Origin of the sequence: Stackebrandtia soli, from assembly GCF_965137155.1 — a bacterium.
GTDB classification, from domain to species: Bacteria; Actinomycetota; Actinomycetes; order Mycobacteriales; family Micromonosporaceae; genus Stackebrandtia; species Stackebrandtia soli.
The window spans coordinates 1-15,387 of the sequence record NZ_CBCRZX010000073.1; the positions used below are offsets into that span (position 1 = coordinate 1).

General features: G+C 68.5%; 14 protein-coding genes. 9 read left to right on the forward strand and 5 right to left on the reverse strand.

All coding sequences use genetic code 11. The features are described from left to right. Both ACM9NP_RS23170 and ACM9NP_RS23175 read left to right on the forward strand, forming a co-directional pair. The coding region (locus ACM9NP_RS23170) for a serine hydrolase domain-containing protein (RefSeq protein ID WP_415648890.1) at positions 1–1,179 on the forward strand (1,179 nt) is incomplete at its 5' end. Between the two features lie 73 nt (positions 1,180–1,252). Then, on the forward strand, positions 1,253–1,942 hold the full coding sequence (locus tag ACM9NP_RS23175; protein ID WP_415648891.1) for a hypothetical protein: 690 nt from the start codon (positions 1,253–1,255) through the stop codon (positions 1,940–1,942). A 108-nt stretch (positions 1,943–2,050) separates the two neighbouring features. Here ACM9NP_RS23175 and cydB read toward each other — a convergent pair whose 3' ends face one another. Together cydB and ACM9NP_RS23185 are read right to left on the reverse strand one after the other, a co-directional pair. Further along, complete coding sequence (cydB, locus tag ACM9NP_RS23180) at positions 2,051–3,037, reverse strand: cytochrome d ubiquinol oxidase subunit II (RefSeq protein WP_415648892.1); 987 nt, start codon at positions 3,035–3,037, stop codon at positions 2,051–2,053. A gap of 22 nt (positions 3,038–3,059) precedes the next feature. Then, complete coding sequence (locus tag ACM9NP_RS23185; protein ID WP_415648893.1) at positions 3,060–4,442, reverse strand: cytochrome ubiquinol oxidase subunit I; 1,383 nt, start codon at positions 4,440–4,442, stop codon at positions 3,060–3,062. A 91-nt stretch (positions 4,443–4,533) separates the two neighbouring features. Between ACM9NP_RS23185 and ACM9NP_RS23190 the strand changes: the two genes are divergently transcribed. After that, positions 4,534–5,277 (forward strand): lysophospholipid acyltransferase family protein, encoded by a 744-nt coding sequence (locus ACM9NP_RS23190; RefSeq protein WP_415648894.1) that lies wholly within the window; start codon positions 4,534–4,536, stop codon positions 5,275–5,277. A gap of 224 nt (positions 5,278–5,501) precedes the next feature. Here ACM9NP_RS23190 and ACM9NP_RS23195 read toward each other — a convergent pair whose 3' ends face one another. The 3 genes from ACM9NP_RS23195 to ACM9NP_RS23205 are packed head-to-tail and all read right to left on the reverse strand — an operon-like array spanning position 5,502 to position 8,516. Beyond that, positions 5,502–6,029, reverse strand: coding sequence for a LuxR family transcriptional regulator (locus ACM9NP_RS23195; protein WP_415648895.1), 528 nt, complete (start codon positions 6,027–6,029; stop codon positions 5,502–5,504). Continuing rightward, positions 6,029–6,844 carry a helix-turn-helix transcriptional regulator gene (locus ACM9NP_RS23200; protein WP_415648896.1) on the reverse strand — a complete coding sequence of 272 codons (816 nt, stop codon included), beginning with the start codon at positions 6,842–6,844 and terminating at the stop codon, positions 6,029–6,031. The genes ACM9NP_RS23195 and ACM9NP_RS23200 overlap by 1 nt, the downstream gene beginning before the upstream one ends. 16 nt (positions 6,845–6,860) lie before the next feature. Next, on the reverse strand, positions 6,861–8,516 hold the full coding sequence (locus tag ACM9NP_RS23205; RefSeq protein ID WP_415648897.1) for a hypothetical protein: 1,656 nt from the start codon (positions 8,514–8,516) through the stop codon (positions 6,861–6,863). 406 nt (positions 8,517–8,922) lie between these two features. Between ACM9NP_RS23205 and ACM9NP_RS23210 the strand changes: the two genes are divergently transcribed. The 6 genes from ACM9NP_RS23210 to ACM9NP_RS23235 form a co-directional block, all read left to right on the forward strand. Beyond that, a complete protein-coding gene (locus ACM9NP_RS23210; protein WP_415648898.1) occupies positions 8,923–10,419 on the forward strand; it encodes a dynamin family protein in 1,497 nt (498 codons plus the stop codon). A 32-nt stretch (positions 10,420–10,451) separates the two neighbouring features. Beyond that, entirely contained in the window at positions 10,452–11,006 is a 555-nt protein-coding gene (locus ACM9NP_RS23215; RefSeq protein WP_415648899.1) for a nucleotide exchange factor GrpE, read from the forward strand. Continuing rightward, positions 11,003–12,907 carry a dynamin family protein gene (locus tag ACM9NP_RS23220; protein ID WP_415648900.1) on the forward strand — a complete coding sequence of 635 codons (1,905 nt, stop codon included), beginning with the start codon at positions 11,003–11,005 and terminating at the stop codon, positions 12,905–12,907. The genes ACM9NP_RS23215 and ACM9NP_RS23220 overlap by 4 nt, the downstream gene beginning before the upstream one ends. A gap of 9 nt (positions 12,908–12,916) precedes the next feature. Continuing rightward, positions 12,917–13,453: a hypothetical protein gene (locus ACM9NP_RS23225; RefSeq protein ID WP_415648901.1), complete on the forward strand. Its 537-nt coding sequence runs from the start codon at positions 12,917–12,919 to the stop codon at positions 13,451–13,453. 80 nt (positions 13,454–13,533) lie between these two features. Then, entirely contained in the window at positions 13,534–13,929 is a 396-nt protein-coding gene (locus ACM9NP_RS23230; RefSeq protein ID WP_415648902.1) for an NTP pyrophosphohydrolase, read from the forward strand. Between the two features lie 217 nt (positions 13,930–14,146). Continuing rightward, positions 14,147–14,827: J domain-containing protein (locus ACM9NP_RS23235; RefSeq protein ID WP_415648903.1), on the forward strand; the 681-nt coding region annotated here is incomplete at its 3' end. Positions 14,828–15,387: the final 560 nt, after the last annotated feature.

Genomic DNA, 15,387 nt, shown 5'->3' on the forward strand with positions numbered 1-15,387 from the left:
ATCACGAAGACCGTGGTGGCGGTGGAGGTGATGCGGCTGCGTGATGAGGGTGTGGTGGCGTTGTCGGATCGGGTGTCGCGGTTCTTCCCGGACGCGGTGTTCGGGGATGTGACGGTGGCGCAGTTGTTGTCGCATACGGCGGGGATCGCGGCGGAGTTGCCGGGTTCGTGGTGGGAGCGGTCGCCCGGGGTGGACGCGTCGGGTTTGTGGGGGGCGTTGGACGCGTCGGTGGTAAAGCATGTGGCGGGGCGTCGGCACCATTATTCCAATGTGGGCTATGCGGTGTTGGGCGCGCTGGTGGAGCGGTTGCGGGGTGGGGATTGGTTTTCGGTGGTGCGGGAGGAGGTTTTGGAGCCGTTGGGGATGTCGCGGACGTCGTTGACGCCGGTCGCGCCGTGTGCTCGGGGGTTCGCGGTGCATCCGTTCGCGGATGTGGTGGTGCCGGAGCCGTCGCAGGAGACGGGGGCGATGGGTCCGGCCGGTCAGTTGTGGTCGACGGTGGCGGATTTGGCGCGGTGGGCGGCGTTCCTTGGTGGGGCGACGAATGGGGTGTTGTCGGTGGATTCGTTGGCGGAGATGACGGAGACGGTGACGGTCGCGGAGGGTCCGAAGTGGGTGTCGGGGCATGGACTGGGGTGGCAGTTGCGCGGTTCGGGTGGTCGTCGGCTGGTGGGTCATGGCGGGTCGATGCCGGGGTTCCAGGCGGGTTTGTGGGTGGATCGGTCGTCGGGCGACGGGGTGGTGATGGTGATGAACGCGACGACGCCGTCGCAACCGTGGTCGTTGTCGGACGCGTTGTTGTCGATCATGGACGAGTGTGAGCCGGTGATGCCGAGTCCGTGGCGGCCGCGGGAGTCGGTGCCGGCGGATGAGTTGGGCTTGGCGGGGTATTGGTTCTGGGGCACGTCGGCGGGTCTGCTGCGTGTGGAGGGTGACGGATGGCTGCGGTTGGACGCGGTGTCGGGAATGATGTCGACGTCGCGGTTTCGGCCGGTGGGGAGCGACGAGTGGGTCGGCCTTGATGGTTACTATGCCGGGGAAACTCTGCGCGTGGTGCGTGGTGATGATGGCCGAGTGCGGCATGTGGATCTCGGCACGTTCGTGTTGACACGGTCCCCCTACGACCCTGACGGGTTCGTTCCCGGTGGTTGGAGTGAGGGGACGTGGCCGGTGCGTTGACCGGCTGTTTGTCGCAGTGGCCTGCTAGAAATGCGCATGCGTGTTCGAATCAAAGGATAGGAGGTCGCCCCATATGAGTTTGTCCACATCGGATGTTGCTGGATTGGCGGAGACGCTGGCCCAGGGGAAGCATCCGAAGGTGGTGTTCACCGACGCGGCCGGACAGATAGCTGGAAAGGTCGGGAAGGTGGTGCGGCTCGAGGAGCCGGCTGAAGGTGATTTCGTGGTGGTGCGGTTTGGCCATGATGAACTCCCGTTCACCACGGCGGAACTGCGAGTGCCCGCGCGCGGCGAGTTCAGCCGCAAGAACACCGCCAAACAGGTCGATCCCCCGCCTGTTGACACGGCGCCTCCGGGTGCCCCTTTGCTGAGTGCCGGTGTGTCCGGTGGTCAGGGTTCAAGCGACAGCGAGGAAGGTTCAACGATGAGCGAGGTCGAGGCGGTTGTCCCCGCGCAGGGTGGCGTGCCGCCCGCACGGAAGAAGGCACCGAAGGCGAAGACGTCGCCCGAGCTGACGGTGACGTTGGCGTGGAAGGACGGCGAGTGGTCGGTTTCGGCCTCTAAGGGCACGAAGGTGATCGCCAAGCCGGTTCCGGTGCGCGCGAGCGCGGCGGTGTCGATGGTGGAGGCGTTGGACTCCCCCGCCGTCGCGGCGGTTGTGGAGGACATCGTGGACCAGCAGCGACAGCAGGCGGCCGAGGAGGCCGAGCGGTTGCGCCAGCAGTTGGCGGAGATCGAGGCGAAGCTCGCCGAGCTGAGTTAACGGTCTTCCGGTACCGGGTGGCCCCGCCGCGGATGTGGTGGGGCGGGCTCTGGTCTCGTTGACGTGTGGGCCCCGTGGTCGTGTTGACGACCACGGGGCTTCGTCGTCTTAGGAGGGTGGGGATAGGACGCGTTTGCGGAACACCCAGTACGTCCAGGCCTGGTAGGCGCCGATGAGGGGCAGGAAGATGAGCGCGGCGATCGACATGATGCCGAGTGTGTAGGGGGACGCGGCGGCGTCGGCGAGGGTGAGGCCGACGTCGGCGGTGATGGAGGGGATGGCCATCGGGTAGGTCGCGGTGAACAGGGTCGCGGTGAACGCGGCGGTGCCGGTGGTGGTGGCGGCGAACGCCCAGCCGTCGCGGTGGCGCCACAGTGCCAGTGGTGCGAGCGCGAGCGCGGCGACCATCACAATTGAGAATATTGTGGACAGTGTGGTGTGGCGGGTGAGGTAGGTCCAGACGACGAACGCGGTCGCGGAGGCGGCGGTGACGGGGAGGATGGCTCGGGCGGCGGTGTGGGCGCGGTCGCGGAGGTGGCCGCTGGTCTTGAGGGTGAGGAACGCGGCGCCGTGGCCGATGAACAGCAGCGCGACGGTGACGGCGCCGGCGATGGTGAACGGGTGGACGAGGTCGGCGAGGCCGGCGGTGACGTGGCCGTCGGTGTTGAGGGGGACGCCATGGAACATGGCGGTGAGGATGAGTCCCCAGGTGAGGGGTGCGGCGATGGAGCCGGCCGTGATGGCGAGGTCGCAGGCGCGGCGCCAGTGGGACTCGGGGCGTTTGGCGCGGTATTCGAGGCCGATGGCGCGGACGATGAGGGCGAGGAGCGCGACAAGGAAGAGTGGGTAGAAGCCGGAGAGGAGCCCGGCGTACCAGGCGGGGAACGCGGCGAACATGGCGCCGATGGCGGTGATGAGCCAGACCTCGTTGCCGTCCCAGATCGGCAGGATGGTGGATAGGAGTCGGGAGCGTTCGTCGTCGCTGCGGCTGAGTCGTCCGGCGAGGGCGCCGACGCCGAAGTCGAAGCCTTCGAGGACGAAGTAGCCGGTCCACAGGATCGTAATGGCGGCGAACCAGATGATGGGTGTGTCCACGGTGGTGTCTTCCTTTCGGCGTTCAGTAGGTCGGGGTGTCGGCGGTGGTGGGGTCGGGCAGGCCCGCGCGGATGTACCGCAGCAGGAGCAGCGCCTCGATGATGGCGAGGGTGGCGTAGACGCCGGTGAAGGCGATGAGGGAGGTGAGGGCGTCGCCTACGCCGATGTTGGGTGAGACGCCGTCGGCGGTCGTCATGAGCCCGAAGACGACCCAGGGTTGGCGGCCCGTCTCGGTGAAGATCCATCCGAGGCTGGAGGCGGCGAGTGGGAGGAGCGGGAGTGCGACGATGACGGGTATCCACCATCGACGGTGTGGGGTGTGGTCGCGGCGGGTGAACCAGAGGCAAGCGACGGCGAGCGCGATGGCGGCGAAGCCGAGGCCGATCATTCCGCGGAAGGACCAGTAGGCGAGGGGGATGTTGGGGCGGTAGTCGCCTTCACCGAAGCGCTCGACGTACTGGGCTTGGATGTCGTTGATGCCTCCGACTTCGGCGTTGACATCGCCGGAGCCGAGCCAGGACAGGAGGCCGGGAACGCGCAGCGACCAGACTTCCTCGGTGCCGTCGAGGCTGCCGATGGTGATGATCGAGAACGACGCGGGTGCCTGGGTCTCGTAGAGGGCTTCGGCGGCGGCCATCTTCATGGGTTGCGTCTCGGTCATGATCTTGCCTTGGATGTCGCCGGTGACGCTGACGGCGACTCCGGCGATGATGGTGGTGACGGCGCCGAGGCGGATGGCGGTGCGCCACGCGCGGCGGGTGTCGGTGTCGTCGTCGGTGCGGCGGACGAGGTGCCACATGCCGACGGCGAGGACGAAGGCGCCGGCGGTGAGGAAGCACGCGGCGATGGTGTGGGGGAAGGTGATGAGGGCGACCTTGTTGGTGAGGAGTGCCCACAGGTCGGTGAGTTGGGCGCGGCCGGTGTCGGGGTCGACGGTGTGACCGGTTGGCCATTGCATGAAGGAGTTCGCGGCGAGGATGAAGTAGGCCGACAGGCACGACGCGACCGCGACGACCCAGATGCAGGCGAGGTGGACCTTGGGCGGTAGTTTCTTCCAACCGAAGATCCACAGTCCTAGGAAGGTCGATTCGAGGAAGAACGCCAGGAGTGCTTCGAGTGCGAGGGGTGCGCCGAAGACGTCGCCGACGAAGGTGGAGTAGGCCGACCAGTTCATACCGAACTGGAACTCCTGGACGATGCCGGTGACGATGCCGAGTGCGAAGTTGATGAGGAACAGGGTTCCGAAGAATTTGGTGAGTTTCAGGTAGCGTTCGGCTTTGGTTCGCAGCCACGCGGTTTGGAGTCCGGCGACGAGGAAGGACAGGCCGATAGTCAGCGGTACGAACAGGAAGTGATAAACGGTTGTCACGGCGAATTGCCACCGCGAAATATCGAGGACGTCCATGGATTCCGCCCCTCCATCAGAAGTTCGACAAGATGTAGAAGATTCTACAACCAATAGAAGTCAGGTCGCGGTACGCCCGCTGTGGCGTGTATTGCTCCGCGTCGTCAGACTCCTCGTCCCCCTGTTCTGCCGACTGCGCGTCACCGGCGAACTCCCCCGAAACCCCGGCCCGCTCATCCTGGTATCAAACCACATTGGAACGTTCGATCCGTTCGTTCTCATGGCCGCCGCCGCGCGCCGAGGCCTCCACCCGCGCTTCCTCGCCACCGCCGGACTCTTCAAAGCCCCCGTCTTCGGCGCCATCATGCGCGCCTCCGGACACATCCGCGTCGACCGCGGCAGCCACACCGTCACTGACGCGCTCGCCTCCGCCGTCACCGCCATCACCGACGACAACGCCGTCGTCATCATCTACCCCGAGGGACGCATCACCCTGGACCCCGGTCTGTGGCCCGAACGCGCCAAGACCGGCGCGGCGCGCCTCGCGCTCGCCACCGGAGCCCCCGTCGTCACCATCGCCCAATGGGGAGCGCACGAGATCATGTGCTGGGACTCCCCCGCCCGCATGGCCCGCACGCTCCTCAGCTCAACGGTCCGCCGCCCGACCGCGCGCGTCCACTTCGGTCGACCACTCGACCTGACCGATCTGACGCCCGGGAGCGCCGACGCCGCCAGGCGCGCCGCCGACCGGATGATGAGCGCCTGCGCGGACGACCTCCGCGACCTCCGCGTCGACGAACCCCTCCAGCCGCGACACATCGACCCGACCCGACCACTGTCGACGTCCCGGACACTGCGACTACCGTGGCAACGCACCCCCGACCACGACTCCTGAGCCCGCGCCGCCGCGAGCCCGAGAACCATTGGCGGCGTTGACAACCGGCATCCGGTCCACGGAGGCAAAACTTGACGACGGAACCCGGCGCTGAGGCGAGTCCGAGGTGGAGACACGGTCTCCCCTCGGAAAGGGAGAAGAACCGCTGAGGTCGAGAAACACGGTCTCCCCTCAGAGAAAGAAGAGAGAAACACCCCGGTCGAGGGTTCCTCTCGGTGAGACCGTCAGCCTCGGCGCGCTCGAGTGAACGCCAGCACCGCTTCGCGCGTCGTCGCGACCCCCAACGCCTTGCGGGCCGCGGCGATCCGCCGATTCGCCGTCCGCAATGACAGGAACTCCGCCTCCGCCGCGGCCGCGATCGTCTCCCCGTCGGCCAACCGAGCCAACAACGCCGCCTGCTCCTCCGTCACCGGCAACGTGCCGTTCACCTGGCTCGCCGACGGTTCGTCACGCGACGGATCGACCCCCACCGGCCCGACCCGAGCCAGGTCGGCGTTCAACGCCCGCCCCTGCGCCGACACCGGATCGCACACGCACACCACCCCGGCGCCCCGCGCCGCCGCCAGCACCGCCAGAGCCGCCGTGTCCGCGTCCGGAACCCGCCCGTACCGAACGGTCCTACCCCCGCTGACATCCCAACCCGTGTCGGTGATCGCGAACCCGGACCGGGTGTGCCAGCCATCGCGCGCCAGGCGCCGCAACACCGTCGTCGCCTCGGCTGCCGTCCCCACTACATACAACGGTGCGGCCATCAGGTCGTCCCACCCTCACTGAACAATTCCGCGGCCCTCACCGCCGCCTCGGTGCGCGTCTTCGCCCCGAGCTTGCGCATCCCCGCGCGAATATGCGTCTCCACGGTCTCGCGAGCGATACCCAACGCACCGGCGATACGACGCGTCGGTTCCCCATCGGCGACCATACGCAACACCTGACGCTCACGTTCGGTCAGGTCGTCCCCCGCCCGACGGCCACGCTGATCCCGCCGCACCCGGTGCCTCCGCAACGCCTGCCGCGCACGCCCCGCCAACACCAACAGGCCCGCCTCGTCGGCGATCCGCTCCGCCTCACTCAACGGCGGCACCGCCGACGCCGCGTCCGCCGCGTACACACCGAACGCCAACAGGCACCGCACCTGCTCCCGCAACACCACCTCACGCCACGCCCGCGCCGCCGCGTCGAACGACGAGACCGAACGCCCCGACGCCGCCTCCCGCCACGCCGTCAACGTCGTCCGCGCCACCTCCGGCAACGACTCCAACGAATCATCCCACTGTGGATCAATACCGGAGTCGACCGCCGCCCAGTTCGCCGTGATCCGACCCAAACCGCCCACCAACGAACCCGTGTCCGTCATCGACACGTCGACCCCCGACGGCTGATTGTCCAGCCACGCCGCCTCACCCGCGACCCACCGCAGCACCAACGCCACACTCGGCGGCACCGGACCGGCGCGCCGCAACCGGTGCCGCGCGTTGCGCAACGCACCCGCGTCCGCCTCGGCCAGCGACGCCGTCGCCGACGCGTACCCCCGCGCCACACTCGGCAACGCGTGATCCAACAACGTCACCGCCGTCGCCGCCGCCTCATCGGTGCGCTCCCCCCCGCAACACCTGGCACCACACCTGAGCCGCCAGGAACCGCGTCTGCCAGCTGTACGCGTGATCCGCCGTGCAGGCCCGGGCCGCCGCCCTCGCGGCGGCCGACGCGTTCGTCAGATCCCCGTCCGCCATCAGATTCTCCACCAACAACCACGCGCTCCACCGCGCCGACAACGCGTCCCCGTCGCGACCCGCCGCGGCGGCGGCGGACGCCAACGCCTGCGTCCACCCCGGACGACGGCTCGCCGCCGAGTGCGCGGCCAGGGCGGCCGCCACTCCACAATGCTCAGGACTGTCGCCGTAGCGCGCCCGCACCTCGTCGGCGACGGCGTCGGCGCGCTCGCCGGCCGCCAGCAAACGCACGCGGTCGACCATGGGCGCCAGCGGATCCGACACGTCCACGTCGCCCGGTAGCGACGCCGCCAACGCGGTCGCCTCGTCCCGATGGCCCGCGTGCAGATGAGCGTCCACCGTCAACACCCGCGCGGCCAGCGACGTCATGTCCGCCAAGGTCTTCAACGCCGAACGGGGTCGCCCCACCGCCAACGCGGCGGCGGCGGCCTCCAGCCGTGTGTCGTCGTCGGCGAGCCCGCCCGGCACGTTCACGGCGAACAACAGAGCCTCCGCGCGACGAGCGCGGTTCGGGTCGCCGGCCGCGCGCAGCGCGCGCTCGAACGCGGCGGTATCGTCCCCCGCGGCCGCCAAATGCCGAGCCGCCTCCATGTCGTCCAGCAACCCCGCCAGATGCCGGTGCAGACCGATCCTGCCGTCCCGTTCGAGGAGGCCGGCCGCGATCTCGGCGGTGTACGGCGACGTCGCCGTCACGGTCGCGCCGTCGACGTCGACGAGACCGGCGGCGGCGAGCTCGTCGACCCCGTCGCCCAGGAGTCCGCGCGAAGCGGGACGACCGAGGAGCCCGAGCGCGGCCAGCGCCGTTCGTCCCGCTCGGGACAGGTCGGCGATGGCTTCGGCGATCGCGTGGACGGCCGTCGGCGTCGCCGTGTCCGGGTCGGTGATGGGCGCGTCGGGGTGCCGCTGTGCGAACGTCGCCAACGCCGTCACCACCAGCGGGTTGCCGCCCCCACGCCGCACGATCGCGGCGATCGCGGCGTCGGCGAGGCCGGGTGCGCACGCGGCGGCGAGCGCGGTGGCCTCGGCGTCGGTGAGCGGCGCGACGGTGAGGAGGTGCGCGTGCTCGGTGAGACGTTCGACGGACGCCTCGGGGAGCCGGTGCGGGGTCCGCAGCGCCGCCACGACCCGGCAGTGCTGCGCGACCAGCGGCAGCACCGCCAACGTCACCGGGTCACACCATTGCAGGTCGTCGATGACGAGTAGGGCTCCGCGCACGCGTGAGCGCACCGCCTCGGCGCACAGCGGGATGTCGTGGGTGGGGAGTTTGGCGTTGACGGCGCGGGTGAGGGCCAGTCCGGGGGTCGTTCGCAGCATCGCGAGGCCGCCGCCGGTGAGGACGGGGCCGCGGAACGCGGCGGCGATGCGGCCGAGGAGGCGGCTGCGGCCGCGGCCTGCGGGGCCGGTGAGGATGACCATGCCCGGTTGGGCGAGCATCGCCGCCGCGGCCTGGACTGTTCCCTCGGCCGCTTCCAGCGTGGTGGTGGCGGGTGTTGCGTCTGCCTGGGGCACGTGGCTCCTTTCGATGCGCGCCGCCATCGTGTGGCACGAAACGGGGATGTGTCTCGGGGCGGGTTCTTTCTATGGTCGTGGTGTGCCGACGAGCCGTAAGTCGTGGCTCACATGGCCATCATATTTTGACAAAGGAAGGACCACGATGTCCGCTCCGCCTCCGTGCCAATACGACGTTCGCGTCGTACATGTGCGCGAGCGGGAGCGGCGGGCCGCGCGGCCGGTGGGCTTGACTCGTTGCGGTAGCGTCAGAATTCCCACCGGGGTAACGCCCCTGTGGCAACGTCGCCCACGAATGACCGCCGCGGCGGTCTTCTTTGTTGTCGTCCGGGGAAGGAGGCTGGCGCGGCGCGGCAGGGTCACTCCTCGCGCGTGCGGGCGCCCGTACACCATGGCATCTGGTCCATTGAGTACACGAGTAGCCACGTTGTGCGCGGAGCTGTCTCCGCGTTTGTCGCCGCGTGCGCGCGCGCAGGTCGACGAGGTGCGGCAGCGGATCGGGCAGCCGTTGCGCGTGGCGATCGCGGGGCGTTTGAAGGCGGGGAAGTCGACGCTGGTGAATGCGTTGATCGGGCGGCGGGTCGCGCCGACCGAGGTCGGCGAATGCACGCGCCTGGTCACGCAGTTCCGTTATGGCACATCGGATCGCGTGGATGTGGTCAAACGCGACGGTTCGCGGGTGAGTTTGCCGTTGGACGAGTCGGGGATGATTCCGCAGCGGTTGTCGGTGCCGAGGGAGCACATCGCCTACATCGATGTGACGTTGACGTCGGACCGGTTGGAGAACCTGACCGTCGTCGACACTCCGGGCATGTCCTCGGTGAACACATCCATTTCGGACGAGGCCCGGAAGTTCCTGTTCGACGCGCCGATCGCCGACGACATCGACCCTGATTCGCAGGGCGCGTTGTCGGGTGCGGAGGCGATCATCTACGTGTTCACGCAGTCGGTGCGTGAGGACGACTTGGCGGCGTTGCAGGCGTTTCGCACGATGTCGTCGCGGTTGTCGAGCAACCCGATCAACTCCTTGGGGTTGTTCAACAAGGTCGACAAACTCGCGCCGACGCCGGCGGGTGACCCGTGGCCGGTCGCGGAGCCGTTGTCGCGCAATCAGTCCCAGGTGATGCGCCGCGTCGTGTCCGATGTGGTGCCCGTGGTGGGTCTGCTGGCGGAGACGACCGAGGCGGGCCGTCTGACGGCGTCCGACTGTGAGGCGTTGCGCAAGCTGGCGGAGCTTCCGGCGGAGGAGCGGGCGGTTCTGTTGGCGGCGGCGTCGCTGTTCGCCACGCGCGAGTGCGCGGTGTCGCGGGAGCAGCGCGAGCGGCTGCTGCGGCTGTTGGACCTGTACGGCATCAACTTCGCGATCGCGCACCTCGTCGCCAACCCGAGTATGGCCACGGGTGACCTGGTGCGGATGTTGTTCGCGGCGTCGGGGTTTCCTCGCCTGCGGCAGACCCTCGAGCAGGCGTTCCAGTTCCGCACCGACGCGATCAAGGCCGGTTGGGGTTTGGCGCGGTTGGAGACCGTCGCCGCCGCGAGCGAGCACGTCGCGGAGCGGGAGTTGTTGCGCGACGCGATCGAGCGGGTCATTCAGGACCCCGAGTACCACCGGCTGCGCCTGATCGAGGTCGCGGCGCAGGTCACCACGGGCACGGTCGAGCTGAACGCGCAGATGGAAGCGGAGGTGGCGCGGTTGGCGCTGTCGAGCGATCCGGCGACGGTTCTGGGTCTTCCGGCGTCCGATCCCGACGGTTTGACACGGGCCGCGTTGGAGGCGGCGAACCGGTGGCGCGCGTTCGCCGTCGGTGGCGCGTCCCCCGCGCAGGCGCGTGTCGCTCACGTCGTCGCTCGAGGATTTCATCTGCTCGCGCAGCGACTGCGCGGCACCCGACCCGCTTACTGACCCCCTGGCTTTTGATTCATAAGGAGAAGACGATGTCGACAAGCCATCTGCGGCTGATAGCCACAGTGGCGGTCATCGCCGCCTCAGCGTTGACCGGCGCGGTGACCGGGCTCATCACCGCCACCGAGACCGTATCCTTCAATTCGACCGCTGCCGCGACGAGCTTCATCGGCGCCGCGATCAGTGGTTTCACCGTCCTGATCCTGTTGGGCGGCCGGTTGCATCCGGTGACGACGCCCGCGGCGGTGGCGGCCCCGGACACGGAGGCGCTCGCGGCGATCGATCAGCTCAACACGGAGCGCCGCACCCTCATCAACACGTGCATCTACGTGCGGGATCGGGCGACGAGTCAAGCGATCGCCGACAAGATCGGCGCGGGTTTGCAGTCGGTCGGTGTCGCGACGGTGACGCCCGTCGGTGAGCGTTTCGACCCGACGCGGCATGAGGCCGGCGGGACGACGCCGGCGCCGGATCCGGCGCATGACGGGTTGATCGCGGTGGTCGAGACCGCCGGGTACACCGATCGGGCGGCGGTGTTGCGGTCGCCGATCGTGACGGTGTATCGCGGTGAGGGGCGTCGGGCGTGACGGAGCAGCAGGCGCCACCCCAGCAACCCGCGGCGGCGAAGAAGCAGGATCCGACGGCGATGTTGGACAAGCTGTGTCGCACGGCCGTCACCAACGGGATCGCGACGTTGCGCAAGATCGACGCGGACGCGGCTCAGGAGTTGGACGCGATCCGGCGTGACGCGGCGGCGAAGCCGGCGATGGTCGTCGTCGGTGAGACCAAGCGCGGGAAGTCGTCGTTGACGAACGCGCTGATCGGCGTCCCGAACCTGTCCCCGGTGGACGCCGCGGTCGCGACGAGTTCGTACATGGAGTTCGAGTTCGGCGAGCAGCACACGGTCGAGGCGTTCGTGCCGGGCAATGAGGTCCCGGTGCAGTTGAACCCGTCCGATATTCGGGACTGGGGTACGACGCTGGGGCAGTTGCCGGGTGGGATGCGGCCGCCGCGTCGCCTGCGGATCGCGCATTCGGCGCCGTTGTTGCAGTACATGAGCCTGGTCGACACTCCGGGTGTCGGCGGTTTGGACGCGTTGCACGCCGAGGTCGCGTTGGACGCGGTGTCGCGGGCGACGGCGTTGTTGTTCGTCGTCGATTCGTCGTCGCCGTTCTCGAAACCGGAGTTGGACTTCCTGATCGAGGCGAGTAAGCGCGTCAACTTCGTGATGTTCGCGTTGACGAAGATCGACGCGTACCCGGGTTGGCAGCGTATTCGCGACGACGACATCGCGTTGTTGCAGACGCACGCGCCTCGGTTCGCGAACGCGCCGTTCTTCCCGGTGTCGTCGCGGTTGGCGGAGCTGGCGTTGACGATGCCGGTGGACGCGGCGAAGACGCTGATCGAGGAGTCGCGGATCGCGCCGTTGCAGCACGCGTTGATCAAGTTGGGCGCCAAGGGCACCATCTTGCAGCACGCGAACGTGTTGCGGGCGTTGCGCAGCGAGTTCATCCGGTTGGATCTGGGCGTGATGGAGCAGTTGAAGACGCTCGATCCGGACCCGCAGGTCACGGAGAAGCTCAAAGAGGACAAGAAGCGCGTCATGACGATGAAGCGCAACCAGTCGAAGCATTCGAACATGGCGTTGCGGACGGAGATCCAACGCGCCAGGGTCGAGGCGACGTCGCGGTTGCGGACCTACATTCAGAAGCTCCAGGAAGAGTTGTTGACGAAGGTCGACAAGGCGGACCGGTCCGAGATCAAGAAGATGCCGATCGAGGTCGACCGGGCGTTGCACGCCTTGTCGGTGCGCCTGTCGCAGGAGCTCGAGTACCGGTTCAAGGTCTTGGCCGACCGGGTCCTGTCGCAGATGTTCCCGCCCGACGAGCTCGCTCAGGTGATCGGACGGATCAACGCCCAGCTGCGCATGCAGTCGGGCTCGAAGCCGCGACGGGAAGCCAACGGCGACAACGCGATGCTGATCGCGTCGACGGCCGGCACGGCGATGATGGCGGGCCGGATGGCGTCGATGGGTGTCACCGCGGCAGTCGGTGGCGCGGCGTTGACCGGTGTCGCCGGGATCGCGTTGACGGCCTCGGGCATCGGCATCGGTTTGGCGGCCGGCGCGTTCATGCTGTACCGGCGGAAGGTGTCGCAGGACCGGATGCAGGCACAGCGGTGGGTTCGGGAGGTGCTCCAGGAGACGCGCGCGTCCTTGCAGGAGGAGATCCAGTATCGGTTCACCGAGATCGAGTACGTGTTCAACCTGGCGTTGGACGACGCTTTGGAGAAGCGTGGCGAGCAGCTCGACAAGCAGATCGCCGAGGCAGAGCGCAATCTGAAGCAGACGAACCAGAGCCGCGCCAAGAAGAAGGAAGCGCTCACGAAGCGCCACGAGGCGTTCAAAGCGAAGGTCAAGCAGGTCGACGAAGTCCTGGCGAAGACCCGTTCGGTACTGCCCCCAGCACCCGCCGAAGCAGGAAAGTAGACGATTCCCATGACGATGGACTCATGGTCGGACGACGACTCCGACAATCTCGCCTTTGACGACGTCACACCCCCCGACGAGGACGACACCCTCGACCTGGGGCTGGAGTTCGACGACGATCATCTCGACGATGACGCCGACGTCGACCTCGACGACGATCCCGACGTCACCGACGACTCCGACCATGAGCCCATCGACGTCGACGAGCCCACCGCACCGGACGGCGTCGACGGGGACGACGAGTACCCCGGCTCCGACCCGGACATCGATCCGCGCGCCGACGACGCGGCGTTCGAGCCGCAGTTCCCGCCGGAACTCGACATCGACCCGCGCCCCGAACCGGTCGACGGCCCACCCTGGTCCGACGCCGGCCTGCTCGGCACCACCACCGACCCCGCGATCGACCACGTGTGGAACGCGTCGTACGACAGCGTCGACCCGAGCGATCTGCACGCCCTCGACGGCGGCGCCGGCAGCGACTGGGACGCGCTCCTGACATCCGACGACCCGGCCGTGTCGAGTCTGGCACGCTGGTGGCAGCCGTAGAGGACGCCCTGGCCCGCCGTCGTGCCGCGACGGGCGGTCCACGGACGACCTCGTGACCAACCACCACACGGGGAGCCACAGTGGAACCGGTGCGCGCGCTCGTCATCGTCGACGCCGCCAACGTCGTCGGGTCACGTCCGGACGGTTGGTGGCGTGATCGTAAGGCCGCGACGCAGCGGTTGCGGGATCGGCTCGCCGAGGTGACGCACACCGGTCTGTCGGGTGAGTTGCCGGATTGGGCGACGACTCCGCCCGTCGACGTCCTGCTCGTCGCCGAGGGCGCCGCGCGCGGGATCGACTCCAGCGACACGGTGTCCGTCGTCGACGCCCCCGGAACGGCCGACGACCACATCGCCGAGCTCGTGGCGCGGACGAGCCCGCACCGGCCGTGCCTCGTCGTCACGTCCGACCGGGGCCTGCGGGCGAGGGTCGTCGCGGCGGGCGGACACACGACCGGCGCATCAACACTCCACTAGGGATTTATTCGCGTGTCCCGTGTGCCCGGTACGGCCGTCACACCCGCTGCCCTGCAACAACACCCGCACCCCACACCACCATCCGGGCACCCGGCCCCACCCGCGCCGACAGCGCGACACGCCGAACACAACGGCGTCTCCATGTAGTAGGTTCAAAGATCCGCATCACAAGCCGGTCACGCATGTGTCGATTTTCGATCCAAAACGGAGGTTCGGCATGACCGAACCCGATTACTACACAACACTCGGCGTCACCCCGACCGCCGACATCGCACAAATCCGCCAGGCATACCGGCGAGGCGTCCGAGACGCACACCCCGACGCCGGCGGCGACCCCGAACGTTTCCACGCCCTCCAAACCGCGTACGAAACGCTCTCCAACGCCACCACCCGCGCCGAATACGACGCCGCGCGAGGCATCAAACGCCCACGATGGCGCAGACCCGGAAAACACGCCAAACCCCGACGCGTCAAAGAATGGCGCGTCAACACCACCGTCGGAGACAAACCGACCACCAGCACCGCGGCCGCCACCACCACCCTCACCGGCGACCTCATGGCCCGACCCTGGTTCATCGACATCAACCCCCACCACCGCCTCCGCTGCACCCCCTCCGTCTGGCGCCGCGTCGCCACCGTCACCACCATCGCCGCACTGTGGATGACCACCATCGCCGCCCTCAGCACCACCGTCCTCGACGACACCACCAACCTCGCCTGGCAAGCCATCCTCCTGCCCTACCTCATCCTCTCCACCGCCGTCATCACCACCACCTCCATCCGCGCCATCAGACCCCGCAAACCCATCGCCGAAGCACTCACCCTCATCACCGCCGCCGCCATCGCCTGGCTCGGCGGCCTCACCCCCGTCCCCACCCTCCTCGCCGCCAACCTCGCCNCCGCAACCTTCCTCCCCTGGGCCATCACCCGCCTCCGGATCGCCATACGCCTCCGCGCCGCCGTCCGCACCGTCCTCGTCGACTACAACGCCTTCGGCCCCGCCGGCGTCCGCCCCAGCGCCGACCGCCTCACCGCCGCCGTCCTGCGCTCCCTCCTCGAACGCATCCCCGCCGCACGCCTCTTCGTCCACGTCCCCCTCGGCACCCACCACGCCGAATTCACCGTCGTCTGTGGACGCCGCGTCGCCGTCATCACCCCACCCATCACCCGCACCAGCCACCACGCCACCAACGACCTCACCGACACCATCCAACGCATCGGCACCCTCCTCGCAGGCACCGACGTCCGCGGCTTCGTCGTCTGGCCACACCTCCCCCTCGACCGCATCACCGGAAGCGACGCCCTCATCCGCCACCTCTCCACCGACGACGCCGCCAGCGAAATCGGCCGCTGGCTCGCCGACGAACCGTACACACTCCACCTCCCCACCCTCCGACGCCTCCGCGACCGCCTCGCCCAACCCCCACACCACACCCCACCAGCCCAACGCCGCAGCTC